This window comes from Pseudomonas sp. So3.2b (assembly GCF_019464415.1).
GTDB classification, from domain to species: Bacteria; Pseudomonadota; Gammaproteobacteria; order Pseudomonadales; family Pseudomonadaceae; genus Aquipseudomonas; species Aquipseudomonas shahriarae.
Map to the genome: position 1 here is coordinate 5,369,120 of NZ_CP080494.1, position 25,265 is coordinate 5,394,384.

At 58.7% G+C, this 25,265-nt stretch carries 26 protein-coding genes; 12 read left to right on the forward strand and 14 right to left on the reverse strand.

Features of this window, described 5'->3' with window-relative positions; genetic code table 11:
- The first annotated feature begins 16 nt into the window (after positions 1–16).
- The 5 genes from gatA to K1X80_RS24175 all read left to right on the forward strand — a co-directional run bounded on the left by gatA (position 17) and on the right by K1X80_RS24175 (position 4,905).
- The gene (gene gatA / locus K1X80_RS24155; protein WP_057438095.1) at positions 17–1,468 is read left to right on the forward strand and encodes an Asp-tRNA(Asn)/Glu-tRNA(Gln) amidotransferase subunit GatA; all 1,452 of its coding nucleotides are present in this window, start codon (positions 17–19) and stop codon (positions 1,466–1,468) included.
- Positions 1,469–1,478: 10 nt separating this feature from the next.
- A complete protein-coding gene (gene gatB / locus K1X80_RS24160; protein WP_057438093.1) occupies positions 1,479–2,924 on the forward strand; it encodes an Asp-tRNA(Asn)/Glu-tRNA(Gln) amidotransferase subunit GatB in 1,446 nt (481 codons plus the stop codon).
- A gap of 120 nt (positions 2,925–3,044) precedes the next feature.
- A complete protein-coding gene (locus K1X80_RS24165) occupies positions 3,045–3,416 on the forward strand; it encodes a septal ring lytic transglycosylase RlpA family protein (RefSeq protein WP_120734144.1) in 372 nt (123 codons plus the stop codon).
- A gap of 98 nt (positions 3,417–3,514) precedes the next feature.
- Entirely contained in the window at positions 3,515–4,525 is a 1,011-nt protein-coding gene (locus tag K1X80_RS24170) for a calcium/sodium antiporter (protein ID WP_233093235.1), read from the forward strand.
- Positions 4,522–4,905: a carboxymuconolactone decarboxylase family protein gene (locus tag K1X80_RS24175; protein WP_057958446.1), complete on the forward strand. Its 384-nt coding sequence runs from the start codon at positions 4,522–4,524 to the stop codon at positions 4,903–4,905. The genes K1X80_RS24170 and K1X80_RS24175 overlap by 4 nt, the downstream gene beginning before the upstream one ends.
- A gap of 69 nt (positions 4,906–4,974) precedes the next feature.
- On the opposite strand, the gene K1X80_RS24180 is transcribed toward K1X80_RS24175, so the two are convergent.
- Positions 4,975–5,916 carry an AEC family transporter gene (locus K1X80_RS24180; protein ID WP_057438376.1) on the reverse strand — a complete coding sequence of 314 codons (942 nt, stop codon included), beginning with the start codon at positions 5,914–5,916 and terminating at the stop codon, positions 4,975–4,977.
- Positions 5,917–6,227: 311 nt separating this feature from the next.
- Here K1X80_RS24180 and K1X80_RS24185 point away from each other — a divergent pair, with 311 nt between their 5' ends.
- The 3 genes from K1X80_RS24185 (at position 6,228) to K1X80_RS24195 (ending at position 8,427) form a co-directional block, all read left to right on the forward strand.
- Entirely contained in the window at positions 6,228–6,881 is a 654-nt protein-coding gene (locus K1X80_RS24185) for a GNAT family N-acetyltransferase (protein WP_220172534.1), read from the forward strand.
- Positions 6,882–7,081: 200 nt separating this feature from the next.
- On the forward strand, positions 7,082–7,726 hold the full coding sequence (locus tag K1X80_RS24190; protein ID WP_128592803.1) for a hypothetical protein: 645 nt from the start codon (positions 7,082–7,084) through the stop codon (positions 7,724–7,726).
- Positions 7,723–8,427 carry an HAD-IB family phosphatase gene (locus K1X80_RS24195; protein WP_057958442.1) on the forward strand — a complete coding sequence of 235 codons (705 nt, stop codon included), beginning with the start codon at positions 7,723–7,725 and terminating at the stop codon, positions 8,425–8,427. The genes K1X80_RS24190 and K1X80_RS24195 overlap by 4 nt, the downstream gene beginning before the upstream one ends.
- Before the next feature lie 31 nt (positions 8,428–8,458).
- Here the strand turns inward: K1X80_RS24195 and garD are convergent, their stop codons facing one another.
- The 4 genes from garD to kdgD all read right to left on the reverse strand — a co-directional run bounded on the left by garD (position 8,459) and on the right by kdgD (position 13,904).
- Positions 8,459–10,012, reverse strand: a complete 1,554-nt coding sequence (garD, locus tag K1X80_RS24200) for a galactarate dehydratase (protein ID WP_198799641.1) — start codon at positions 10,010–10,012, stop codon at positions 8,459–8,461.
- A gap of 12 nt (positions 10,013–10,024) precedes the next feature.
- Positions 10,025–11,389: an MFS transporter gene (locus K1X80_RS24205; protein WP_029291889.1), complete on the reverse strand. Its 1,365-nt coding sequence runs from the start codon at positions 11,387–11,389 to the stop codon at positions 10,025–10,027.
- Positions 11,390–11,492: 103 nt separating this feature from the next.
- Positions 11,493–12,938 (reverse strand): aldehyde dehydrogenase family protein, encoded by a 1,446-nt coding sequence (locus K1X80_RS24210; RefSeq protein WP_120734146.1) that lies wholly within the window; start codon positions 12,936–12,938, stop codon positions 11,493–11,495.
- 54 nt (positions 12,939–12,992) lie between these two features.
- Positions 12,993–13,904 carry a 5-dehydro-4-deoxyglucarate dehydratase gene (kdgD, locus tag K1X80_RS24215; protein ID WP_057438078.1) on the reverse strand — a complete coding sequence of 304 codons (912 nt, stop codon included), beginning with the start codon at positions 13,902–13,904 and terminating at the stop codon, positions 12,993–12,995.
- 227 nt (positions 13,905–14,131) lie between these two features.
- On the opposite strand from kdgD, the gene K1X80_RS24220 reads away from it, so the two are divergent.
- On the forward strand, positions 14,132–15,289 hold the full coding sequence (locus K1X80_RS24220; RefSeq protein WP_057958439.1) for a hypothetical protein: 1,158 nt from the start codon (positions 14,132–14,134) through the stop codon (positions 15,287–15,289).
- Positions 15,290–15,478: 189 nt separating this feature from the next.
- Positions 15,479–15,673, forward strand: coding sequence for a hypothetical protein (locus tag K1X80_RS24225; protein WP_198799643.1), 195 nt, complete (start codon positions 15,479–15,481; stop codon positions 15,671–15,673).
- 23 nt (positions 15,674–15,696) lie between these two features.
- On the opposite strand, the gene K1X80_RS24230 is transcribed toward K1X80_RS24225, so the two are convergent.
- From K1X80_RS24230 to rplM, 8 genes are all read right to left on the reverse strand, one after another.
- Entirely contained in the window at positions 15,697–16,446 is a 750-nt protein-coding gene (locus tag K1X80_RS24230) for a FadR/GntR family transcriptional regulator (RefSeq protein ID WP_057958438.1), read from the reverse strand.
- Positions 16,447–16,604: 158 nt separating this feature from the next.
- On the reverse strand, positions 16,605–17,018 hold the full coding sequence (locus tag K1X80_RS24235; protein ID WP_057438071.1) for a ClpXP protease specificity-enhancing factor: 414 nt from the start codon (positions 17,016–17,018) through the stop codon (positions 16,605–16,607).
- 17 nt (positions 17,019–17,035) lie between these two features.
- Positions 17,036–17,653, reverse strand: coding sequence for a glutathione S-transferase N-terminal domain-containing protein (locus K1X80_RS24240; protein WP_027604841.1), 618 nt, complete (start codon positions 17,651–17,653; stop codon positions 17,036–17,038).
- A 150-nt stretch (positions 17,654–17,803) separates the two neighbouring features.
- Positions 17,804–18,583 carry a cytochrome c1 gene (locus K1X80_RS24245; RefSeq protein WP_220172535.1) on the reverse strand — a complete coding sequence of 260 codons (780 nt, stop codon included), beginning with the start codon at positions 18,581–18,583 and terminating at the stop codon, positions 17,804–17,806.
- The gene (locus K1X80_RS24250; protein WP_003188526.1) at positions 18,583–19,794 is read right to left on the reverse strand and encodes a cytochrome bc complex cytochrome b subunit; all 1,212 of its coding nucleotides are present in this window, start codon (positions 19,792–19,794) and stop codon (positions 18,583–18,585) included. The genes K1X80_RS24245 and K1X80_RS24250 overlap by 1 nt, the downstream gene beginning before the upstream one ends.
- On the reverse strand, positions 19,794–20,387 hold the full coding sequence (gene petA / locus K1X80_RS24255) for a ubiquinol-cytochrome c reductase iron-sulfur subunit (protein WP_032860120.1): 594 nt from the start codon (positions 20,385–20,387) through the stop codon (positions 19,794–19,796). Before petA ends, K1X80_RS24250 begins: the two co-directional genes overlap by 1 nt.
- A gap of 267 nt (positions 20,388–20,654) precedes the next feature.
- Positions 20,655–21,047 (reverse strand): 30S ribosomal protein S9, encoded by a 393-nt coding sequence (gene rpsI / locus K1X80_RS24260; protein WP_003171743.1) that lies wholly within the window; start codon positions 21,045–21,047, stop codon positions 20,655–20,657.
- A 14-nt stretch (positions 21,048–21,061) separates the two neighbouring features.
- Positions 21,062–21,490 carry a 50S ribosomal protein L13 gene (gene rplM, locus K1X80_RS24265; RefSeq protein WP_029291908.1) on the reverse strand — a complete coding sequence of 143 codons (429 nt, stop codon included), beginning with the start codon at positions 21,488–21,490 and terminating at the stop codon, positions 21,062–21,064.
- 248 nt (positions 21,491–21,738) lie between these two features.
- Between rplM and K1X80_RS24270 the strand changes: the two genes are divergently transcribed.
- A complete protein-coding gene (locus tag K1X80_RS24270) occupies positions 21,739–22,779 on the forward strand; it encodes an NADP(H)-dependent aldo-keto reductase (protein WP_128592798.1) in 1,041 nt (346 codons plus the stop codon).
- Positions 22,780–22,881: 102 nt separating this feature from the next.
- On the opposite strand, the gene K1X80_RS24275 is transcribed toward K1X80_RS24270, so the two are convergent.
- A complete protein-coding gene (locus tag K1X80_RS24275; protein WP_120734148.1) occupies positions 22,882–24,018 on the reverse strand; it encodes an acyl-CoA dehydrogenase family protein in 1,137 nt (378 codons plus the stop codon).
- 220 nt (positions 24,019–24,238) lie between these two features.
- Between K1X80_RS24275 and K1X80_RS24280 the strand changes: the two genes are divergently transcribed.
- Positions 24,239–25,159 (forward strand): GlxA family transcriptional regulator, encoded by a 921-nt coding sequence (locus K1X80_RS24280; protein WP_169866093.1) that lies wholly within the window; start codon positions 24,239–24,241, stop codon positions 25,157–25,159.
- The last annotated feature ends 106 nt before the right edge of the window (positions 25,160–25,265 follow it).

Sequence of the window (25,265 nt, forward strand, 5' to 3'; positions counted from 1 at the left end):
AGGGAAAGAGCCTGCAATGCATCAATTGACTCTGGCCGAGATCGCCCGCGGTCTCGCCGACAAAAAGTTTTCTTCCGAAGAGCTGACCAAGGCCCTGCTGGCGCGTATCACCGCGCTGGACCCGAAGGTCAACAGCTTCATCAGCCTCACCGAAGAGCTGGCCCTTAGCCAGGCCAAGGCCGCTGACGCCCGTCGCGCCAACGGTGAAGGCGGCGCGCTGCTGGGTGCGCCAATCGGTCACAAGGACCTGTTCTGCACCCAGGGCATCCGCACCAGCTGCGGCTCGAAGATGCTCGACAACTTCAAGGCGCCCTACGATGCGACCGTGGTCGCCAAGCTGGCCGAAGCCGGGGCCGTGACCCTGGGCAAGACCAACATGGACGAATTCGCCATGGGCTCGGCCAACGAATCGAGCTACTACGGCGCGGTGAAAAACCCGTGGAACCTGGAGCACGTGCCCGGCGGTTCGTCCGGTGGTTCGGCTGCAGCCGTGGCCGCCCGCCTGCTTCCGGCCGCCACAGCCACCGATACCGGCGGCTCGATCCGCCAGCCTGCCGCGTTCACCAACCTCACCGGCCTGAAACCGACCTACGGTCGTGTTTCCCGCTGGGGCATGATTGCCTACGCGTCCAGCCTCGACCAGGGCGGCCCTTTGGCCCGCACTGCCGAAGACTGCGCAATATTGTTACAAGGCATGGCCGGGTTCGATGCGAAGGACTCCACCAGCATTGATGAACCGGTGCCGGACTACAGCGCCAGCCTCAATACCTCGATCCAAGGCCTGCGCATCGGCGTGCCGAAAGAGTATTTCAGCGCCGGCCTCGACCCGCGTATCGCCGAGCTGGTGCATAACAGCGTCAAGGAGCTGGAAAAGCTCGGCGCGGTGATCAAGGAAATCAGCCTGCCGAACAACCAGCACGCAATTCCGGCGTACTACGTGATCGCCCCGGCAGAGGCCTCGTCGAACCTGTCGCGCTTCGACGGCGTGCGTTTCGGCTACCGCTGTGAAGACCCGAAAGACCTCACCGACCTGTACAAGCGCTCCCGTGGCGAAGGTTTCGGCGTGGAAGTACAACGCCGGATCATGGTCGGTGCCTACGCCCTGTCGGCCGGTTACTACGACGCGTACTACCTCAAGGCGCAAAAGATCCGTCGCCTGATCAAGAACGACTTCATGGCAGCCTTTAATGAAGTCGACGTGATCCTCGGCCCAACCACGCCAAACCCGGCCTGGAAGATCGGCGCCAAGACCGGCGACCCGATCGCCGAATACCTGGAAGACCTGTACACCATCACCGCCAACCTCGCCGGCCTGCCGGGCTTGTCCATGCCTGCAGGCTTTGTCGACGGTTTGCCAGTGGGCGTGCAACTACTCGCCCCGTATTTCCAGGAAAGCCGCTTGCTCAATGTGGCGCACCAGTACCAGTTGCACACTGACTGGCACACTCGCACCCCAACCGGCTTCTGAGGAGAACACTATGCAATGGGAAGTTGTGATCGGGCTGGAGATTCATACCCAGCTCGCCACCCAATCGAAGATTTTCTCCGGTAGCGCCACCACGTTCGGCTCCGAGCCCAACACCCAGGCCAGCCTGGTAGACCTGGGCATGCCTGGCGTACTGCCAGTACTGAACCAGGAAGCCGTGCGCATGGCGGTGATGTTCGGCCTGGCGATTGACGCCGAGATCGGCCAGCACAACGTGTTTGCGCGCAAGAACTACTTCTACCCGGACCTGCCCAAGGGCTACCAGATCAGCCAGATGGAATTGCCGATCGTCGGCAAGGGCTACCTGGATATCCCTCTGGAAGACGGCACGATCAAACGCGTCGGCGTGACCCGTGCGCACCTGGAAGAAGATGCCGGCAAGAGCCTGCATGAAGAATTCAATGGCGCCACCGGCATCGACCTGAACCGCGCCGGCACGCCGCTGCTGGAGATCGTGTCCGAGCCGGACATGCGCAGTGCCAAGGAAGCCGTGGCCTACGTCAAGACCATCCACGCGCTGGTGCGCTACCTGGGCATCTGCGACGGCAACATGGCCGAAGGCTCCCTGCGTTGCGACTGCAACGTGTCGGTGCGGCCAAAAGGCCAGGTCGAGTACGGCACCCGCTGCGAGATCAAGAACGTCAACTCGTTCCGTTTCATCGAGAAGGCGATCAACACCGAAGTCCGTCGCCAGATCGAGCTGATCGAAGACGGCGGCAAAGTGATCCAGCAGACCCGCCTGTACGACCCGAACAAAGACGAAACCCGTGCCATGCGCAGCAAAGAGGAAGCCAACGACTACCGTTACTTCCCCGATCCGGACCTGTTGCCAGTGGTGCTCGAGGATTCGTTCCTCAATGACGTGCGCGCTACCCTGCCGGAATTGCCACCGCAAAAACGCGAGCGTTTCCAGGCGCAGTTCGGTCTGTCGGTGTATGACGCCAGCGTGCTGGCTTCGAGCCGCGAGCAAGCCGACTACTTCGAAAAAGTCGTGAGCATTGCCGGTGACGCCAAGCTGGCCGCCAACTGGGTCATGGTCGAACTGGGCAGCCTGTTGAACAAACAGGGCCTGGAAATCGACGAAGCCCCGGTCTCGGCCGAACAACTGGGCGGCATGTTGCTGCGCATCAAGGACAACACCATCTCCGGCAAAATCGCCAAGACCGTATTCGAGGCCATGGCCAGCGGTGAAGGCAACGCCGACGAGATCATCGAGAAGCGCGGCCTCAAGCAAGTCACCGACAGCGGCGCCATCTCGGCCGTGCTGGATGAAATGCTGGCGGCCAACGCCGAGCAGGTCGAGCAATACCGTGCGGCGGATGAAGCCAAGCGCGGCAAGATGTTCGGCTTCTTTGTGGGCCAGGCGATGAAAGCCTCCAAAGGCAAGGCCAACCCGCAACAGGTGAACGAATTGCTCAAGAGCAAGCTCGAAGGCTGATAGCAATGAATGGTCCGAGCGGGATTTTACTTGCGACTCGGACCCCATGTGGGAGCGGCGGTGCGACGACTCGAAGCGTCGCACCGCCGCTCCCACATTTGTAATGGGGATATTTTGATAATGAAGCGTCTACTCGGCCTCTGCGCCCTGTTCTCCCTGCTCACCGGCTGCGCCAGTGGCCTGATCGACCCCAACGGTTACGACGAAACCGGCACCGCGTCCTACTACGGCGCCAAGCACCACGGCAAGAAAACCGCCAGCGGTGAACCCTTCAACCAACACGCAATGACCGCTGCCCACCGACGCCTGCCATTCGGCACGCGGGTTCAGGTCACCAACCTGTCCAACGATAGATCCGTGGTGGTACGCATCAATGATCGCGGCCCACACATTCGTGGCCGACTGATTGATCTTTCACGCCAGGCCGCCGAGCAGTTGGGTATGCTGCGCAGCGGAATCGCGCGCGTGCGCGTACAAGCCCTGAGCAACTGACTGTCGGAGCCCTGACCATTTTCGGATTAAGCGCCCTCTCGCCCATCAGCCTGATTGAACTGATCAGCGGCCTGCTGCTGCTGATTGCCGGCGCCGAAATGCTGGTACGCGCCGCCGTGCGCCTGGCCGCCAGCCTCAAGGTCAGGCCGCTGATCATTGGCTTGAGCATCGTGGCCTTTGGCAGCAGCGCGCCGCAAATCGCCGTCAGCCTGCAGGCCACCCTGGCCGGCAATACCGATATTGCCGTGGGCAGTGTGATCGGCAGCAGCATCTTCAATATCCTCGTCACCCTGGGCCTGTCGGCGCTGATCATTCCCTTGCGCGTGTCGCGCCAACTGGTGCGCCTGGATATCCCGGTGATGATCGGCGCCAGCCTGCTGCTGTTTATTCTCGCCAGCGATGAAGCCCTGACCCCGCTTGACGGCCTGACCTTGCTGGTCGCCCTACTCGCCTACCTAGCCCTGTTGCTGTACCAGACCCGCCATTCGCGCCGCCCACGGACCCGCGACACCGTGGTGCAGGCGCCGTGGTTGAGCAGTTTGCTGTGGATGATCGGTGGGCTCGTGCTGCTGGTGTTCGCCGGGCATCTGGTGCTGGGGGCGGCTGTGGAAGTGGCCGGCGACCTGGGCCTGTCCGAGCGGGTGATCGGCCTGACCATTGTTGCTGTCAGTACCTCCCTGCCGTGCCTCGCCACATCCCTGATCGCCGCCGTACGCGGCGAGCGGGAGATTGCGGTAGGCAACGTGATCGGCAGCAACCTGTTCAACCTGTTAGGGGTACTGGGCTTTACCGCGCTGGTGGCGCCGTCGCCCTTGTCGGTATCGCCCAATGCCCTGGATTTCGACCTGCCGGTAATGCTCGGCGTCGTGGTGTTGTGCTTGCCGGTGTTTTACACCGGCTACCGCATTACCCGCGCCGAAGGCTTGCTGCTGCTGGGGTTGTATCTGGCGTATGGGCTGCATGTGCTGTCGTTCACCACCGGCATGCCGCTGGCCAATAAACTCGAACAACTGATGCTGTACTACGTCCTGCCAGCGCTGGTGGCTTTCCTGTTGTTCACCTCGCTGCGAGCCTGGCGCCGCCAACACCACAAGAGGGAATCGCAATGACCGATCAACCGAAATCCGGCGAGCAAATGCGTCGCCAGGTCATGGGTGATGTGTTTGTCGACCGCGCGCTGGGCAATGCCACCGAATTCACCCAGCCACTGCAGGACTTCGTCAACGAACATGCCTGGGGCGGGGTGTGGAACCGTGAAGGCCTGCCACTGAAGACCCGCAGCCTGATTACACTCGCGGCATTGACCGCCTTGAAGTGCCCGCAGGAACTCAAGGGCCATGTGCGCGGCGCACTGAATAATGGCTGTACTGTTGAAGAAATTCGCGAGGCGCTGCTGCATTGCGCGGTGTATGCCGGCGTGCCGGCGGCGATTGATGCGTTTCGGGCGGCGCAGGAAGTGATTGAGGCGTATCAGTCAGGCCCGCAGTGACTGTTAGATCGCTATCGCGGGCAAGCCCGCTCCCACAATTTTGATTGTGCACACCTTCACCAGAACATTTCAGATCCAGCCACCCGCCTGCAACACGAAGATCCCGATATTAGTGGTCACCGCCGCCATCAAGGTGGTGATCACAATGATCGCTGCCGCCAACTCATGGTTGCCCTGGGCCGCGCGAGCCATGACAAAACTGGCGGCAGCCGTCGGCGCGCCGAAATACAAAAACAGGATCCCCAGTTCCGGCCCGCGGAACCCGTACAGCCACGCGCCGGCAGTCGCCACCAGGGGCAGCCAAATCATCTTCATCAGGCTGGCGCTCAGGGCAATGCTGCCGCTTTTCCGCAGGGCCGCCATGGACAACGTGCCGCCGATGCAGATCAACGCCAATGGCAATGTGGTATCTGCCAGGTATTGCCCGGACTTTTCCAGCCAGCCGGGCAAGCCAATCTGGAAATACGCGAAGGGTGTGGCCGCAATCACGCTGATAATCAATGGATTGGCCAGCACGCTTTTGCAGATGCTCCACGGATCGGACTTGATCACCGGACTGTAGACCGCCAGCACTATGGTCGACAGGGTGTTGTAGAACAGGATCACCAGGGCGGCGAGGATCGCGCCAAGGGAAATCCCGTAGTCGCCGTACATACTGGCCGCCAGTGCCAGGCCGATCACCCCGTTGTTACCACGAAATGCACCTTGGGCATAAATACCCCGGTCCTCACGCGGGCAACGGAAAATCGCCCAGCCCCAGGCCAGGGCGAAGCCGACCAACGTCGCAACCGAGAAATAGATCAGCAGTTCTGGCTTGAGCGCCGAATGCAGGTCGGCGTGCAGAATCCCCAGAAACAGCAACGCCGGCATGGTGACGTTAAACACCAAGGCCGACGCAGTGTGGATAAAGTCGTCGTTGATCCAGTTGATGCGCTTGAGCAGGACGCCCAGGAACAGCATGGCAAACACCGGCGCGGTGATGGTCAGGGTTTGCAGGAAGATAGCCAGCATGCGGGTAACCCTTAATACAAATAGTCGAAGATCTCCCATGATAAAACAGGACCACGGCCCTGTGGCATGGCTTTACTCATATTCCAAAAGATAATACTTACGAGTCGGAGCCTCTCAGCCCTTGAAATTCCTACAAACCAGTAAGAGTTGCCCCTTCGACAGAAATAAATACCCTGACAAAAAACGGTATAGGTTCTGACAATCTTGCCAGTTTAAGCTTACCTCCTCTCTTTAACTTACCAGATACAAATAAGCCCAAACGAACAACCGAAACAATTAATGGATCAGACGCAAACAGGCGGAGAGACTTAATGCGCAAAACAATCAATCAATTTCATAACGTCCACCTCAGAACCTGGGACTCAAGTGACATAGAGGGCTATGCCAACTTACTCAGTGACCCAGAAACAATGAAATACATCTCTGCCGGAACTATTCGCGACCATAACGCCGCCACCAAGGAGATTTACACATTTCAACAGGAAATCGCTAAGAGGGGTTGGTCACGCTGGGCCGTAAGCCTCGGTGCCAATGCACCTTTTATCGGTTATAGCGGATTTGCCGAAAAGGAATGCGGAATAAACTTTGGCGCACGTTACCTCAGCGAATATTGGGGAACGCCTTACCCAATGGCGGCTAATTGCCTGGCGCTTGAGTATGGATTCAAGCAGCTGAAGTTTGAAAAAATCCATCTAAGAGTTAACATCAACCATAAATACGCACTCAACAACATCAGCACTTTCCTACTACAAAAAAAGCCAACCGGAACAATAGTAAACACCCCTTTCGGGCCACACCTTAAAATAGTTGTCACCCATAAAAAATTCATGGAAGTATTCCCACACAACATTGCAAGAGTTCGTCGAATTCTGGAGCGCACGCAAAAAAACTCACCACCAGAGATTATTGAAAACAACCTCCCGTCAATCACAGGGAATATAATCAATTGCCAAAACACTGCATAAAAAAAGACCCCGCGAATTGCGTGGCAGGACTATGCACCCATCATACTTGGGAAGGCCCCGCACTCCCCCGCTACGCCTATTTACCACTCGGGTGCCTGCTTGCAACGATACGACTCCTGTCCTTGCTTGTCTTGAGCCTTTTAGCCTGGCCGTTACCGCCGGCCGCCAAACGGGTTATTTACTGCACGCTGCTGTTTGTCATGGGTATCAAACTCAAGTGCAACCTATCAACGCAGGAGGTCAAGAACCTCACCGACGGTCGGGTGATCGCCCTTAACCATCTAAGTGTTTGCGACTACTTTCCACTGTTGGCGATGCCGTCAGCAGTCGGCACAATGTTTGACGTCACCCACCCGCTGGTCAAAGCGATGTTTTTCCTATTGTCCAAATGCTCTGGGAAATGCTTCTGGAATGTCAATGACAAAAGAGAACTCGCAAAAAACCTGCATGCTTTTCGTAATACCCCCCAAGGCACAGCGCTGTATGTCGCTCCAGAAGCGACCATTAACAATGGCCTTGGCCTCTACGCTTTTCGTCCCAGCCTACTGAACCGCGGATTTGCTGTGGTGCCACTGGCAATGCGCCTCAGCCTGCCGCTGGGCCTGACGGCTGCCCCCTTGCACAGTTCAGCCACTCGCAGTTTTTTGCGACTGCTGCTGATGCCGTGGCTTTCGTTCGAAATGACCTATCTACCGCCCCAGCAACGCAACGAAAATCAGAGTCCCGAAGATTTCGCCCGACAGATACAAGTGTGCATTGCGACAGAGCTAGGCATTGCCGCGACCCCATGGACCCGTGAGGACAAGCATGACTACCGAAAAGCAAGTTCAGGGCCCAATTCATGAACAGTGCCGACGACATACATGTCATCTTTGATTTCGATCAAACCCTGATCGATCACGAAAGTACAATCGAGATCATCAAGTCCACCATCGCCGACAGCAGCAAGGCACAAGACCAATTGAAAGAGCTGAGGCTGATTGCCCCCAAGGTGCTGGCAGGGACGGCCAGTGCATGGGAACTATTGAGTTTGATGAAGGTGATTCCACGCATCCGACGCAGTCATCTCACGCACTATATCGAAGCGACCGTGAACAACATCGAACCGGCCTTGCGCGAAACACTGCACCAATTACAGCAAGACGGCGTACAGGTACATATTCTTTCCGGTGGCTACATGGAGTGGATTACGCCCATTGTCCGTGCCCTGGGCATCAACCCACGAAACGTACTTGCTAATCGACTGTTCTGGTTAGGCTCACGGGCACTGTGCCCTCGCCCGTCGCCACTGATCAACCCCAGCAGTGGCAAAAGCAAAATTACCCGGCATTGGCGCGAAAGTGGTCGTTTGAAAGGCCGCACGCTCATCGTCGGAGACGCCACCTCTGACTATCAGGTCTATGCCAATGGCTGGGCGGATGGTTTTGTATGTGCTGATTACTACGTCAAACAACCCCTGCCCGAACTGACAGGTCAAGTACGTCGAGCAACCAGTCCAGGCAGTGTTTATCCTCATATTCAGGCGCTACTGAGTTCACTGCCTTGACCCATTATCCGACACAATCAGCCCCCACAAACTACGTAACAGGAGCGGGATTGAACAACGTAATGTCATTGTGCAATTTATGCCGCTCGGCCCAGGTCTGCTTCTTGCCACTGGCTACATCCAGGTAGAAGTGGAACAACTCCCAGCCCAGCTCCTCGATGGTCGCACGGCCGGTGGCGATGCGTCCGGCGTCGATATCGATCAGGTCTGGCCAGCGCTGGGCCAGTTCCGTGCGGGTCGAGACCTTCACCACCGGCGCCATCGCCAGCCCGTAAGGCGTGCCGCGACCGGTGGTGAAGACGTGCAGGTTCATCCCCGCCGCCAGTTGCAAGGTGCCGCAGACAAAATCGCTGGCCGGTGTCGCGCAAAAGATCAGGCCTTTGCCCTTGAAGCGCTCGCCCGGCCCCAGTACGCCGTTGATCGCGCTGCTGCCGGATTTGACGATGGAGCCCAGGGACTTCTCGACAATGTTCGACAACCCGCCCTTCTTGTTGCCCGGCGTGGTGTTGGCGCTGCGGTCGGCCTCGCCCTTGGCCAGGTAGCGGTCGTACCAGTCCATTTCCCGTACCAGTTCCCGGGCAACGTCTTGGCTCTCGGCACGGGAGGTCAGCAGGTAAATGGCATCGCGCACTTCAGTGACTTCGGAAAACATCACCGTCGCCCCGGCCCGCAGCAATAAGTCCGAGGCGTAACCCAGCGCCGGGTTGGCGGTGATCCCGGAAAACGCGTCGCTGCCGCCGCATTGCATGCCGAGGATCAGCTCCGAGGCCGGTACGGTTTCCCGCCGGCGCAGGTCGAGTTTCTTCAGGCGGACTTCGGCCAGCGCCATGATCTGCTCGATCATTTCACTGAAGCCGTGGCTGGCGTCCTGCAGGCGGTACAGCCACGGCTCGCTGAGGTCAACCGAGCTGTCGTTGTCGTGCATCACTTGCCCGGCCTGCAATTTCTCGCAGCCCAGGCTGATCACCAGCGCTTCGCCCCCCAGGTTCGGGTTGCGCGCCAGGTTGCGCACAGTGCGGATCGGGATATAGGCATCGGTGGCGGTAATGGCCACGCCACAGCCGTAGCTGTGGGTCAGTGCCACTACGTCATCGACATTCGGGTACTTGGGCAGCAACTCGTCCTTGATGCGCTTGACCGCATGGTCCAGCACGCCGGTCACACACTGCACAGTGGTGGTGATGCCAAGGATATTGCGCGTACCGACGGTGCCGTCGGCATTGCGATAGCCTTCGAAAGTAAAGCCTTCCAATGGCGCCTGGGCCTCGGGGACCTCGGTGGACAGCGGCAGGCTGTCCAGCGGCGGTGCGGTAGGCATGCGCAGTTGATCTTCCTGGACCCAACTGCCGCGCGGTATCGGCTGCAAGGCGTAACCGATGGTTTGGCCATAGCGAATGATCTGACCACCTTGCGGGATATCTTCCAGGGTCACCTTGTGGCTCTGGGGGATGAACTCCACGGTCACCAGGCCGTCCGGGAACTCGGTGCCCGCCGGCACGCCCTGGTCATTGACCACGATTACTACGTTGTCGCGCTCGTGCAGACGAATGGAGCGCGGCGAGTCGGCATGTTCAATCAACTGCATCACACGGCCCCTTCAGGATTGCGCTTGGGAAAGGTTAGTCAACTCGGGGCCTTTGCTCGGTGGCTCGTTGAGCACCACGCGCTTGATCGGGCCGACGATCACCAGGTAGCTGAATACCGCCACCAGCGCATTGGCGCCGACGAACACCAGGGCCCACTTGAACGAACCGGTAGTGCTGATGATGTAGCCAATCACGATGGGCGTGGTGATGGAAGCCAGGTTGCCGAAGGTGTTGAACAAGCCGCCGCTGAGGCCGGCGATTTGTTTCGGCGAGGTGTCAGACACCACCGCCCAACCCAGTGCGCCAACGCCTTTGCCGAAGAAGGCCAGGGCCATAAAGCCGACCACCATCCATTCCACATCCACGTAGTTGCAGGCAATGATGCTACTGGAGACCAACAAACCGGCAATGATCGGCGCCTTGCGAGCGAAGGTCAGGGAGTGGCCCTTGCGCAACAGGTAATCGGAAATCACCCCGCCCAGCACGCCGCCGATAAAACCGCAGATCGCCGGCAACGAGGCGATAAAACCGGCCTTGAGGATGGTCATGCCACGGTCCTGCACCAGGTACACGGGGAACCAGGTGAGAAAGAAGTAGGTAATACCGTTGATGCAGTACTGGCCCAGGTAGACCCCGAGCATCATGCGGTTGGTCAGCAACTGGCGGATGTAATCCCACTTCGGCCCGTCGGTTTTCTTACCCTTGGCCTTGTCCTGATCCATATCGACCATCGCCCCGTTGGCAGCGATGTGGTTGAACTCGGCTTCGTTGATCAGCGGGTGCTGGCGCGGGCTGTAGATTACTTTCAGCCAGATCAGCGAGAACACGATGCCGATCACGCCCATCACGATAAACACGTGCTGCCAGCCGAAGCTGTAGACGATCCAGCCCATCAGCGGTGCAAACAACACGGTGGCGAAGTACTGCGCCGAGTTGAAGATCGCCGAAGCCGTACCGCGTTCGGCAGTGGGGAACCAGGCCGCGACAATCCGTGCGTTACCGGGGAAGGATGGCGCCTCTGCCAGGCCCACCAAGAATCGCAGCATAAACAGCGCCACCACGGCGGTGGAGACCCCGAACTCACCGACATAGCCTTGCAGCACGGTGAACAGCGACCAGGTGAAGATGCTCAGGGCATAGACTTTTTTCGAGCCGAAACGGTCGAGCAGCCAGCCGCCGGGGATTTGCCCGGCCACATAGGCCCAACCGAACGCAGAGAAGATATAACCGAGGGTGACCGCGTCGATGCCGAGGTCTTTTTGCAGGCTGGAACCTGCGATGGCGATGGTGGCGCGGTCGGCGTAGTTGATCGTGGTCACCAGGAACAGCATGAGCAAGATCAAATAACGGACGTGCGTCGGCTTGGTCGCTTGCATGTAGATGTACTCCCACTAATTATTTTTTTTGCGGGTAATGATTTTGGTGCTGCGCACTGCTTTTTTGTGGGAGCTGGATTGCCGGCTCCCACACGTATTGCGTTTACGAGCCGATGTAGCTGGTTTTCACCACGGTGTAGAACTCTTGCGCATAGCGACCTTGCTCACGCGAACCGTAGGATGAGCCCTTACGCCCACCAAAGGGAACGTGATAATCCACACCCGCCGTCGGCAGGTTGACCATCACCATCCCGGCCTGGGAGTGGCGCTTGAAGTGGTTGGCATACTTGAGCGAGGTGGTGGCAATGCCTGCCGACAAACCGAACTCGGTGTCGTTGGCCATGGCCAGTGCCGCTTCGTAGTCCGCCACGCGCACGACATTGGCCACCGGGCCGAAGATTTCTTCACGGCTGATGCGCATGGCGGCCTGGCTGTCGGCGAACAGAGTCGGCGCCAGGAAGTAACCTTCGGTGTCACACGTCACCAAACCACCACCGCTGACCAGCCGCGCACCCTCGCCCTGGCCGATGTCGATGTATTTCAGGTCCTGGTCCAGTTGGGCCTGGGACACCACCGGTCCGATATCGGTGCCGGCGTGCAGGGCATGGCCGACCTTGATCGACTGCATGCGCTCGGCCATGGCCGCGACGAACCGGTCGTGGATCCCCGCCGTGACGATAAAGCGGCTGGACGCCGTGCAACGCTGGCCAGTGGAGTAGAACGCGCTCTGCACCGACAACTCGACGGCCTGCTTGAGGTCGGCATCGTCGAGAATGATCTGCGGGTTTTTGCCGCCCATTTCCAACTGCACCTTGGCCTGGCGCGACACGCAACTGACTGCGATCTGTCGGCCCACGCCCACGGAGCCGGTAAAGCTGATGCCATCGACCTGCGGGCTGTTGACCAGCGCATCGCCGACGACGCGGCCGCTGCCCATCACCAGGTTGAACACGCCACTGGGGAAGCCGGCGCGGGAGATGATTTCGGCCAGGGCCCAGGCACAGCCGGGCACCAGGTCTGCCGGCTTGAGCACCACGCAGTTGCCGTAGGCCAGGGCCGGGGCGATTTTCCAGGCGGGGATGGCAATCGGGAAGTTCCACGGGGTAATCAGGCCCACCACACCCAAGGCTTCGCGGGTGACTTCGACATTGACCCCTGGGCGCACCGACGGCAGGTAATCACCGGACAGGCGCAGGCACTCGCCGGCAAAAAACTTGAAGATATTACCGGCACGGGTCACTTCGCCGATGGCTTCCGGAAGGGTCTTGCCCTCTTCGCGGGCCAGCAGCGTACCGAGTTCTTCACGGCGGGCGAGGATCTCGCTGCCGACTTTATCCAGGGCGTCATGCCGGGCCTGGATGCCGGAGGTCGACCACGCCGGGAACGCTGCGCGGGCCGCGTCGATGGCGGCGTTGACCTGGGCCAGGTCGGCCGTGGCGAAATCGCCGATGACATCCGAAAGATCCGACGGGTTGATATTGCTTGAGTAGTCCGCACCGGCCACCCATTGGCCGCCGATGTAGTTGTCAAAACGCTTGGTTTGGGACACGCCTCTTCTCCTTACGCAAAAAGCCGCTGATCACTCAGCGGCTTTATTAATGGGTTACTGCGCACCTTGCTTGTCGATCAGCGCGGCCAGGGCTTCGTATTCTTCTGGCAGCAGATCGGTCAGCGGGGTACGTACCGGGCCTGCGTCATAGCCGGCGATTTTTGCGCCCGCCTTGACGATGCTCACGGCATAGCCGGCCTTGCGGTTACGCAGGTCCAGGTAAGGCAGGAAGAAGTCGTCGATGATCTTGTTGACGGTGGCGTGATCTTCCCGGGCAATCGCGTGGTAGAAGTCCATCGCGGTCTTGGGAATAAAGTTGAAGACTGCCGAGGAGTACACCGGCACGCCCAGGGCCTTGTAGGCAGCGGCGTAAACCTCTGCAGTCGGCAAGCCGCCCAGGTAGCTGAAACGATCACCGAGACGACGGCGGATCGACACCATCAGCTCGATATCACCCAGGCCATCCTTGTAGCCGATCAGGTTCGGGCAACGTTCGGCCAGGCGCTCCAGCAGCGGCGCGGTCAGGCGGCAGACGTTGCGGTTGTAGACCACCACACCGATTTTTACCGACTTGCACACTGCCTCGACATGGGCGGCGACGCCGTCCTGGCTGGCTTCGGTCAGGTAGTGCGGCAACAGCAGCAGGCCCTTGGCTCCCAGGCGCTCGGCTTCCTGGGCGTACTCGATGGCCTGGCGGGTGGAGCCGCCGACACCGGCGAGGATCGGCACGCTGGTGGCGCAGGTATCAACGGCGGTTTTCACCACTTGGGCGTATTCACTGGCTGCCAGGGAGAAAAACTCACCGGTGCCGCCCGCCGCAAACAACGCAGAGGCGCCATACGGGGCCAGCCACTCCAGGCGCTTGATATAGCCCGCCGGGTGGAACTCACCCTGGGCATTGAAATCGGTGACCGGGAAAGACAGCAGACCGTGGGAGAGGATGGACTTCAGTTCTTGTGGATTCATTATTTGAACACCCTGGGCAAAGACGAAGACTGGAACGTTATTATTGATGTCGTACGTCATCGTACAACTATAAAAATGTTCGTCAACCTTCTTTTGTCGGCTTGCCGGTATTTCGAGGTCATTAGTAGCGAGCGCCTTGACGTAGGGAATTATTCCTCTATTCTCGCAATGACTGTATATGCATACAGTTATTAAGGAAGATTCCTACGACATAGCAAGGAGCTAACATGTCAGAACTTGAATCGGTCATTACCCGCAAAACCCTCCCCTCCCTGCGCTTTGAAGGCGGCGAGCACACCGCCATTGGCGATGACACCCAGCTGCGCTTCGTGCAGGGCGCGCCCTCTATTCCGGGCGCGCAAGTCAAGCTTCACCTACCCAACGGCCTGGCCCTGACCTATGGTCAGATCATCTCCCTGGGCGGTGACTTCTACGGAATTCCCGGCCAGCCCATCAGTGACGGTGCGTCACCCACCGAGCGTGTGCAGCGCTTCACCGCCGCGTTTAACTCGCTGGCGACTTTGCCGGCGTCACGGGAGGAAGCGGGCAAAATCCTCGCAGTCATGCAAAAAGAGATCAACGCAGTGAAGCAGGCCATTCAGGATGGCAAGCAACCCCATGAGGCCTACGACGCACTAGGAGATACGTTGTCTGAAGAGTGGAACCGTATCACCGGCGGCGGCAGCGTGGTTTCAGCCATGGTTCCCCTGGGGCGCTACTTGAAGCTGGCGGCCGATAATGCCGACCATTTCGGCGAGTGGGCGCTGTCTGCCTACCTGGCCGGGCATTCTGCCGCCCTGCAACAAGCGGTGGTGGCTCACCAAAGCGGCAGCGGCCAGCAATTGGAACTGGCTTACGCCATGAACAGCTTTGCTGATCACTTCTTGACCGACCTGTTTTCCGCAGGGCACCTGCGCGTCCCACGCAAACAACTGGCGGCCGTGGTGACACCGGGTGAACTGGGGTCGTTGATCAGCCGCTTTATGCACGATGAAGACAGCAAGTTCGGGCTCAATGTGCGCAATGCCCTGGGCGATGAGTGGCATGCCTATGGCGACAAACGCTATTTCGATAGCAATGACGCCGCCAACCGCACCCAGGTCAAGCGTGCGGTACAGGCTTCGGCCGATGAGATCTTCGACGCGTACATCAGCGGTATCGCGCCCTCCCCGGCCACATTCAAGGCACCACTGCATGTGCCGGACTTGAACGCGGCGAACAATCCAGCGAATAACTTTTCGCCGCTGTTCAAGGCCGAGGGCGACAAGGTGTTGCGGCGCAAGGACGTCAACAACTTGAATGACAAGCAGTGGACCAATGATTGGTGGGGGTGGAGTACGTATCTGTTGCTTAAGGACTACAAGCCAAATAACCCGCTGCCTTGATGTAGCCACAGCGCCCCTGTGTACGGATGATTCGTATACAGGGGACCGTTCGTCGTCACTGTGAATTCTGACAGTATCAGCGATGTACCCGTCGCCCCTAGATTGAACGCCACCACCGGGCAACCTCAGCCGCAAGAGGTGCAGTCACCCTGGAGGCCCTTCAGTAATCGAGAAATAGCGAGGCATGCCATGGCTACTAGAAAATGCACGTTTACATCCAAATCCAATAAATTCAAAGCAGCGACGCAGAATATCGATGCTGTGGACCTACCCAATATCGGTGATACCGTTCAACTTGATGGTGGTCCGCCTGAATTGATCATAGGCAAAAACTTCCAAATCAAAAATGGCGAAGTTAAGCAAATCGACTTTTTCCTGGCGTAAATGCCTCCCTAGCAATCACCGAATTACCCCCGCTGCGCCTGCGCTTCTTCATGAGCCTGGCGCAGCCGCTCTCGACTATTGGTCAAATGCAATCTCATCGCCGCCCGCGCCGCATCCGAATCCTGGCGGGCAATCGCCTCATAAATCTCTTCGTGCTCACGGCTCAGGCGGCTCATGTAGTGCTGCTGGTCGTCATGGGCCAGGCGCGCAGAATTCAGGCGGGTCCGCGGAATAATGCTGGTGCCCAGGTGGGTCATGATATCGGTGAAGTAACGGTTGCCGGTGGACAGGGCAATCTGCAAGTGGAACTGGAAGTCCGACGCTACCGCATCACTGGCGTGCGCTGCACTTTCATTCAGGGCATCTAGGGCCGCGCGCATCGCTGCCAACTGCTCGTCACTGCGACGCTGGGCCGCGAGACCAGCAGACTCCACTTCCAGGCTGATGCGCAATTCGAGGATCGCCAGTACATCACGCAGCGTGACCACGGTCGCCGGATCAATGCGGAACCCGCTGGGGCTCGGCGTATCCAGCACAAAGGTGCCGATGCCATGCCGGGTTTCCACCTGCCCGGCTGCCTGCAGCCGCGAGATCGCTTCGCGCACCACCGTGCGGCTGACCCCATGGGCTTCCATGATGGCTGACTCGGTGGGCAGTTTGTCGCCACGCTTGAGCTGGCCATCGCGGATCTGTTCGGACAACACCGTGACCAGTTCCTGGGCAAGGCTACGGCGCTTGCGGGGAAGACGCGGGGCTGTGCTGAGGTTTTCCATGGGCAGGCAACTATCTCGATGATTCAAAAGGGCATCATAGCCCAAGCGAGTTGTACGATCACCGCCCTGCATGATTTGCCCAAGGTTTATCGCGCGCAAAAAAATGCCCCAGCCTAAGCCGGGGCATTTTCAACACATGCCCGAAGGCGCATGTTTTATCACTTCACCACTTTCAAGCTCGGCCGGCCGCTAGGGCGCGGTGGCTCGGAATCAGGTGGCGGCAGATCATCTTCAATTTCAATCGCTTCGTCGTCTTCAAGGGACGACTCCAGATCAAACACCATGCCCTGGCCATTCTCCCGGGCATAAATGCCCAGGATCGCGCCGATGGGCACATAGAGCGTATGGGGTACCCCACCAAAACGCCCTTCAAAGCTGACCGCTTCATTGTCCATGTGCAGTTGACGCACGGCACTGGGTGAAACGTTCAGGACAATCTGTCCGTCACTGGCAAAACCTTGTGGCACCTGCACCGCAGGAAACTCGGAATTGACCAGCATATGCGGGGTGCAATCGTTGTCCACAATCCACTCGTAGAGCGCGCGGACCAGGTAAGGTCGACTGGAGTTCATCAACGGCTCCTTAAGCCTTAGCGCATATCACGTTCGACGCCAGACAGACTTGCCTGGAAAGCCTCACGCGCAAACTGGCGCTCCATGTAATCAAGCAGCGGCTTGGCAGGCCGCGGCAGTTCAATGCCCAGAATCGGCAAACGCCAGAGTATGGGTAATAGGCAGCAATCCACCAGGCTTTGTTCCTCACTGAGGAAAAAAGGTTTGTCGGCGAATAATGGAGAAACGCCGGTCAGGCTCTCGCGCAATTCCTTACGCGCCTGCACACGGGCCGCTTCTTTGCTGCGTGTATCCAGAATCAGATCCACCAGCCCACACCAGTCACGCTGGATCCGATGGATCAGCAGGCGGCTGTTGGCACGCGCCACCGGATACACCGGCAGCAAAGGTGGATGGGGGTAACGCTCATCCAGATATTCCATCACCACGGTTGACTCCCACAACGCCAGGTCACGATCGACCAGGGTGGGCAAGCTGCCGTAAGGGTTCACTTCGATCAGTTTCGGCGGGTGACGTCCCACCTCCACACTGATGATCTCGGCGCTGACACCCTTCTCTGCGAGCACGATGCGTACTCGGTGGGAATAGTGGTCGGCGGGGTCGGAGTAACAGGCCAACCGGTTGGTCACGCCCATGGCGGTCCTCCTCGCTTGTTGAAATTATCGAAAGCTCAAAAACGAGCGCGCCCAGAAAGCATCTCCTGTAACACCTGGATCAACCAGAGCGTTACCCGTTCAGAGACGTCGCTGGGCGCGCAAGATTAACAGCAATTGCCTAAGGTTGGATCAATGCACATCCTTCCAGTATTCACGCTTGAGCAAATAAGCGAATACGAAGAAGAAAGCCAGGTACAGCAACACATAGGTACCGATGCGTTGATGCTCCAGTTTGACCGGGTTGGCGGAGTAAGCCAGGAAGGTCACCAGGTTCTTGACCTTCTCGTCGAACTGCTCCTCGTTCAGCGCGCCGCTCTTGGGCACGATGGTCAGTTGGTCACAGGCTTCGTGGGTCAACGGCGTGCCGGTCAGCGGGTCATATTGCTTCTTGCCGTTTTCCACGACTTGAACCTGCTTGCATCCGACCACCTGACGGCCTTGCAGGCCGACCAGCACGTTAGGCATACCCACGTTCGGGAAGACCTTGTTGTTCACGCCCCATGGGCGCGTAGGGTCTTCGTAGAACGATTTCAGGTAGCCATACAGCCAGTCGGTACCACGTACGCGTGCTACCAGGGTCAGGTCGGGCGGTGCAGCCCCGAACCAGGCCTTGGCGTCGGCCGGTTGCATGCCGATGTTCATGTGGTCGCCAATCTTGGCATCGGTGAACACCAGGTTCTTGAGCATCAGCTCATGAGGGATGCCCAGGTCATCGGCCACGCGCTCGTAACGCTGGAACTTGGCGCTGTGGCAGCCCATGCAGTAGTTGGCGAACGTACGGGCGCCGTCTTGCATGGCAGCCTTGTCAGAAACGTCAATGTCGACTTTTTCCAGTGCCACGCCAGACCCGGCCGCGAAGGACAGTGTCGGCAGGGCAGCAAGAATCAATGCAGCGAATAATTTTTTCATCAGCCAGTCACCCTTTCCGGAACCGGTTTTGTCTTCTCGAGCCGGGTGTAGAACGGCATCAGAATGAAGTAGGCGAAGTACAGGAAGGTGCAGACCTGCGACAGCAACGTCCGCTCAGGGGTCGGCGCCAGTACGCCCAGCACGCCCAGGATCACGAACGAGATGCAGAACACCCACAGCCAGATTTTGCTCAGCCAGCCCTTGTAGCGCATGGACTTGACCGGGCTACGGTCGAGCCAAGGCAACACGAACAGCACCGCAATGGCCGCACCCATGGCGATAACGCCCATGAGCTTGTCGGGGATCGCCCGCAAAATGGCGTAGAACGGCGTGAAGTACCAGACCGGGGCAATGTGTTCCGGGGTCTTGAATGCGTTCGCCTGTTCGAAGTTAGGCTTTTCGAGGAAATAGCCGCCCATTTCCGGGAAGAAGAACACAATCGAGCAGAAGACGAACAGGAACACCACCACGCCGACGATATCTTTCACGGTGTAGTAAGGGTGGAAAGGAATGCCGTCCAGCGGAATGCCGTTCTCGTCCTTGTGCTTCTTGATGTCCACGCCGTCGGGGTTGTTCGAACCGACTTCGTGCAGCGCCAGGATGTGCAGCACCACCAGACCGAGGATCACGATCGGCAAGGCCACCACATGCAAGGCAAAGAAGCGGTTCAGGGTGATGCCCGAAATCAGGTAGTCACCACGGATCCACTGGGTCAGGTCGTTGCCGATGACCGGGATCGCGCCAAACAGCGAGATGATCACCTGGGCACCCCAGTAGGACATCTGGCCCCAAGGCAGCAGGTAGCCCATGAAGGCCTCTGCCATGAGTGCCAGGTAGATCAGCATGCCAAACACCCACACCAGTTCACGCGGCTTCTGGTACGAGCCGTAGAGCAAGCCACGGAACATGTGCAGATAGACCACGATGAAGAACGCCGAAGCGCCAGTGGAGTGCAACAGACGCAGGATCGAGCCGTACTCGACGTCGCGCATGATGTATTCGACGGAGGCAAATGCTTCTTCCGCCGACGGGGTGTAGCTCATGGTCAGCCAGACACCGGTCACGATCTGATTGACCAGTACCAGCAATGCCAGGGAGCCAAAGAAATAGAAGAAGTTGAAGTTCTTCGGCGCGTAATACTTGCTGAGATGGTCTTCCCACATTTTGGTGGCGGGGAAGCGCGCATCCACCCAATCCATGAACTTGCTCATTACGCGCTCTCCTTATCGACACCAATGACAATAACGTCGTCAGATTCGTAGTTGTGCGGCGGAACCGGCAGGTTCAACGGAGCAGGCTGGGATTTGTAGACGCGACCGGCCAGGTCGTAGTGGGAACCGTGGCAAGGGCAGAAATAGCCGCCAACCCAGTCCTTGCCCAGATCCACAGGCGCGACTTCCGGGCGGAAGGTCGGCGAGCAGCCCAGGTGCGTGCAAAGACCGACCAGCAGCAGAATCTCTGGCTTGATCGAACGCGCTTCGTTTTGGGCGTAGGCGGGTTGTTCGGAATTCTTGGATTCGGGGTCAGACAACTGGCCCTCGATTTTCTTCAGATTCCCCAGGATTTCCTCGGTACGACGAACGATGAATACTGGCTGGCCGCGCCACTCAGCAATCATCTGCTGGCCTGGCTCGATCTTGCTGACATTCACCTTCACCGGTGCACCTGCGGCTTTCGCCTTGGCACTGGGAAACCATGACCCCACGAACGGGACCGCAGCCCCCACCGCTCCTGCAGCACCCACAACGGATGTGGCTGCTACCAAGAAGCGACGCCGGCCTGCATTCACGCCGTCATTGCTCATTCAGTCCTCTCCCATCAGCTTTTTGGCCTGTTAAATCAGGCGTCTACTAAGTATTAAATCTGAACTTATAAAAATTTTGCCGAATGGTAATGAAAAGCCCCACCTCTGACAAGGTAATTACCCGGAGCCTAAGCCCCAAGCCTTGTAGTATAGGGGGTCTACGGATGTGGCAAGTTGTCACACAGAAAAAACCTGCATAAAAAGCGGGCAATAAAAAACGCCCAGCTCCGCGAGGAGGCTGGGCGTTTTTGTGGAACGTAAAGCGAATTAACGCTTCGAGTACTGCGGACGCTTACGCGCTTTACGCAGACCGACTTTCTTACGTTCAACTTCACGGGCATCGCGAGTCACGAAGCCAGCTTTGCGCAGAGCGCCGCGCAGGGTTTCGTCGTACTGCATCAGAGCGCGAGTGATACCGTGGCGGATTGCGCCAGCTTGACCACTTACACCGCCACCGATAACGGTGACGTAGATGTCGAACTTTTCAACGGTCTCGGTCAGTTCCAGCGGCTGACGAACTACCATGCGGGCAGTTTCGCGGCCGAAGAAGTTGTCCAGAGTGCGGTTGTTGATCGAGATGTTACCAGTGCCCGGACGCAGGAAAACGCGTGCGGTTGCGGTTTTGCGACGGCCAGTGCCGTAATTTTGAGTCGCCGACATAATGAACTATTCCGTTAAAACTTCAGTTCTTGGGGCTGCTGAGCAGCATGAGGGTGAGCAGCGCCCGCATAGACTTTCAGCTTGCGATACATGTCGCGACCCAGTGGGCCCTTCGGCAGCATACCTTTAACCGCGATCTCGATCGGGGCTTCAGGCTTCTTGGCAATCAGGCCTTCGAAGTTCGAAGACTTGATACCGCCTGGGAAACCGGAGTGACGGTAGTACATTTTGTCGCTTGCTTTGTTGCCGGTTACACGAACCTGCTCAGCGTTGATGATTACGATGTAGTCACCGGTATCAACGTGAGGGGTGTACTCAGGCTTGTGCTTGCCACGCAGACGGCTGGCGACTTCAGTGGCCAGACGACCCAGGGTCTGACCAGCGGCGTCGACGACAAACCAGTCGCGCTGAACTGTTTCCGGTTTTGCAGTAAAAGTTGTCATTCTTTAATAGCCTCAGGGGCCGCCCTGTAAATTAGACGGCGGATCTTACTGAATAGTGCGTACTTTGACAAGTCAAAGGCAGCCGGATACAGACGCTATCGGGGGCTCGGGTCAGCGCGTCCGTTCAACGGCAAGATTCTTCGGCAGGCGGCGCATCACTTCCACTGCAGAAAGAGGTGGGCAATTATGCAGATTGCGAAAAAAAATTCAACCTGCTTTTATGATTGTTTTCCCCGAAGGAGCACCCGATGGATTATCGACAGCTGGGCCGGACCGATCTGAACGTGAGCGCGATCTGCCTCGGGACCATGACCTGGGGCGAGCAAAACACCGAGGCAGAGGCCTTCGCCCAGATTGAAAGAGCCAAAGGTGCGGGGATCAACTTCCTCGATACCGCAGAAATGTACCCGGTCCCCCCCAAGGCTGACACCTACGCCACCACCGAACGCTACATCGGCAACTACTTCAAGAGTCGGGGTGACCGCGCCGACTGGATCCTCGCCAGCAAGATCGCCGGCCCCGGCAACACCATCGACTACATCCGCGACGGCCAGCTCAAGCACAACCGCAAGCACATCGTCGACGCCCTGGACGCCAGCCTCAAGCGCCTGCAGACCGACTGGATCGACCTGTACCAACTGCACTGGCCGGAACGCAGCACCAACTTCTTCGGCCAACTGAGCTACAAGCACCAGGAAGAGCCCGACCTCACACCGCTGGAAGAAACCCTCGAAGCCCTCGACGAGCAGGTCAGGGCCGGCAAGATCCGCCATATCGGCCTGTCCAATGAAACGCCGTGGGGCACCATGAAGTTCCTGGCCCTGGCCGAGGCCCGTGGCTGGACCCGCGCGGTGTCGATTCAGAACCCCTACAACCTGCTCAACCGCAGCTTTGAAGTGGGCCTGGCAGAAGTCGCCATCCGTGAGCAATGTGGCTTGCTGGCATATTCGCCACTGGCATTCGGCATGCTCAGCGGCAAGTACGAAGGCGGCGCACGGCCGGCCAAGGGTCGCTTGAGCCTCTACAGCCGCTTCAGCCGCTACTTCAACCCGCAATCGGAAGCCGCGTGCAGCCGCTATGTGGCCCTGGCCCGCGAGCACGGCCTGGACCCGGCGCAGATGGCCCTGGCGTTTGTCACGCAGCAGCCGTTTGTGACCAGCAATATCATAGGCGCGACGACGCTTGCGCAGTTGGACAGCAATATCGCCAGTGCTGATCTGAAACTGTCGAAAGAGGTGTTGGAAGGGATCGAGGCGATTCAGAAGGATCACCCGAATCCTGCGCCTTGATTGACCTTCAGGCCGCCATCGCAGGCAAGCCAGCGCCCGCATTTGCTCGGTAATGTGGGCGCTGGCTTGCCTGCGATGGGCCCCCTCAACAGCACCAGAGACTCAAAGCGCCCGCGCAATGATCTCCTTCATGATCTCATTGGTCCCCGCATAAATGCGCTGTACCCGCGCATCCGCCCAGGCCCGGGCAATCGGGTATTCCCACATGTAACCGTAGCCGCCGTGCAACTGCACACACTCATCGAGCACCTTGCATTGCAGGTCAGTGGTCCAGTATTTGGCCATCGCCGCCGTCGGCACATCCAGCTTGCCTTGCAGGTGCTGTTCCAGGCACTTGTCGACAAACACCCGACCAATCTGCACCTCGGTGGCGATCTCCGCCAGCTTGAAGCGGGTGTTCTGGAAGTCGGCAATCGCCTTGCCGAACGCCTTGCGCTCGCGGGTGTAGTCCAGGGTCCATTGCAGCGCCGCCTCGGCCGACGCCAGGGCGCCGATCGCCACGGTCAGGCGCTCCTGGGGCAGCTCCTGCATCAGATAGGCAAAGCCCATCCCCGCCTGGCCCAGCAGGTTCTCCTTGGGCACCCGCACATCCTGGAAGAACAGCTCGGAGGTGTCCTGAGCCTTCATCCCGACCTTTTCCAGGCGCTTGCCCTTGTCGAAGCCCGGCGTATTGGCCTCGACCAGGAACAGACTGGTGCCCTTGGCGCCGGCCTTGGGATCGGTCTTGGCCACCACAATCACCAGGTCCGCCAGGAAGCCATTGGTAATAAACGTCTTGGAGCCGTTGATTACATACTCATCGCCGTCCAGCACGGCAGTGGTCTTGACCCCCTGCAGGTCCGACCCGGCACCCGGCTCGGTCATGGCAATGGCCGTGACCATCTCCCCGGAAACGAGCTTGGGCAGGTACTTGTGCTTCAGCGCCTCGCTGCCGTAGTGCAGGATATACGGCGCAACAATGTCCGAATGCAGGGAGAAGCCAATCCCGGTCAGCCCCAGGCGGCCGATCTCTTCGATCACCACGGTGCTGTAGATAAAGTCCGCGCCCAGGCCGCCATATTCTTCCGGCAGGTGCGAGCACAGCATCCCCGCCTCCCCCGCCTTGCTCCACAGGGCGCGATCAATATGGCCCTGCTTTTCCCATTGCGCATGGTACGGCACCGCGTCTTTTTCGAGGAAGGTGCGCACGCTCTGGCGGAAGAGTTCGTGCTCGGAGCTGAACAAGGTTCTGGGAATCATGAGTCACCTGCGTCGATTGTCGGACAAAAACAAGATCACAGAGCCTAAGCTGCACGGACGTCACAGGACACTGGACACATGCGACAAAAAATAAGACGATCCAGCCGTTAGTTGACCACTTTCCCCTATAAGAATAATCGAAATTATGTCTAACCTCGTCTCCACGCCCTTGCGGCGCGTCAGCATTTTGGCCATTGACCGGGTGTTTGCTTCCACCCTCATGCAAGCCAAGGATTTCTTCCACCTCGCCAGCCTGCGTTACGGCAAACAGCAGGGCCTGGGCCTCACGCCGGCCTTTGAAACCCGCCTGGTAAGCCCCGATGGGCAATCGGTGTGCAGCTTCAGCGATGTGATCATGCCGGTCGACGGCGGCCTGGAAAACGCCGATATCATTGTGCTGCCGGCCTTCTGGGATGACTTCGACGCCCTGAGCAAACGCTACCCACAGATCCTGCCCTGGCTGCGCGAGCAACATGCGCGCGGGGCGGTGTTATGCGGTGAGGCCACCGGGGTGTTCTGGCTCGCCGAAGCCGGCCTGCTTGATGGCAAGGAGGCGACCACCTACTGGCGCTTCTTCAACGCCTTCAGCGAACGCTTCCCCAAGGTCCAGCTCAATCAGGACAAGCACCTGACTGACGCCGACAACCTGTACTGCGCCGGGGGCACCACGTCGGCCTGCGATCTCTACATCTATCTGATCGAGCGCTTCTGCGGCGCCAACATCGCCCAGGCCGTGGCCCGCGACATCCTTTACGAAGTGCAGCGCAGCTACGCGCCGGGACGCATCGGTTTTGGTGGGCAGAAGCTGCACCAGGATGTGATCATCCTGCAGATCCAGCATTGGCTCGAAGAGCACTTCGCCGACAAGTTCCGCTTTGAAGACGTGGCCCGAGAACACGGCATGAGCATCCGCAACTTTATGCGGCGCTTCCAGACCGCTACCGGCGACAAGCCGCTGCACTACCTGCAACGCCTGCGCATCGAGACAGCCAAGGGGTTGTTGTCGGGCAGCCGCAAGAGCATCAAGACCATCAGCTATGAGGTGGGTTACGACGATGCGAGCTTTTTTGCGCGGCTGTTCAGGCAGCACACGGAACTGTCGCCGAACCAGTATCGCCAGCAGTTCCAGCAGGCCGCCTAACTAAAGCCGGGCACAATCAAATGTGGGAGCGGGCTTGCTCGCGAATGCGGTGTGTCAGTTAACGAATAAGTCGACTGATACGCCGCATTCGCGAGCAAGCCCGCTC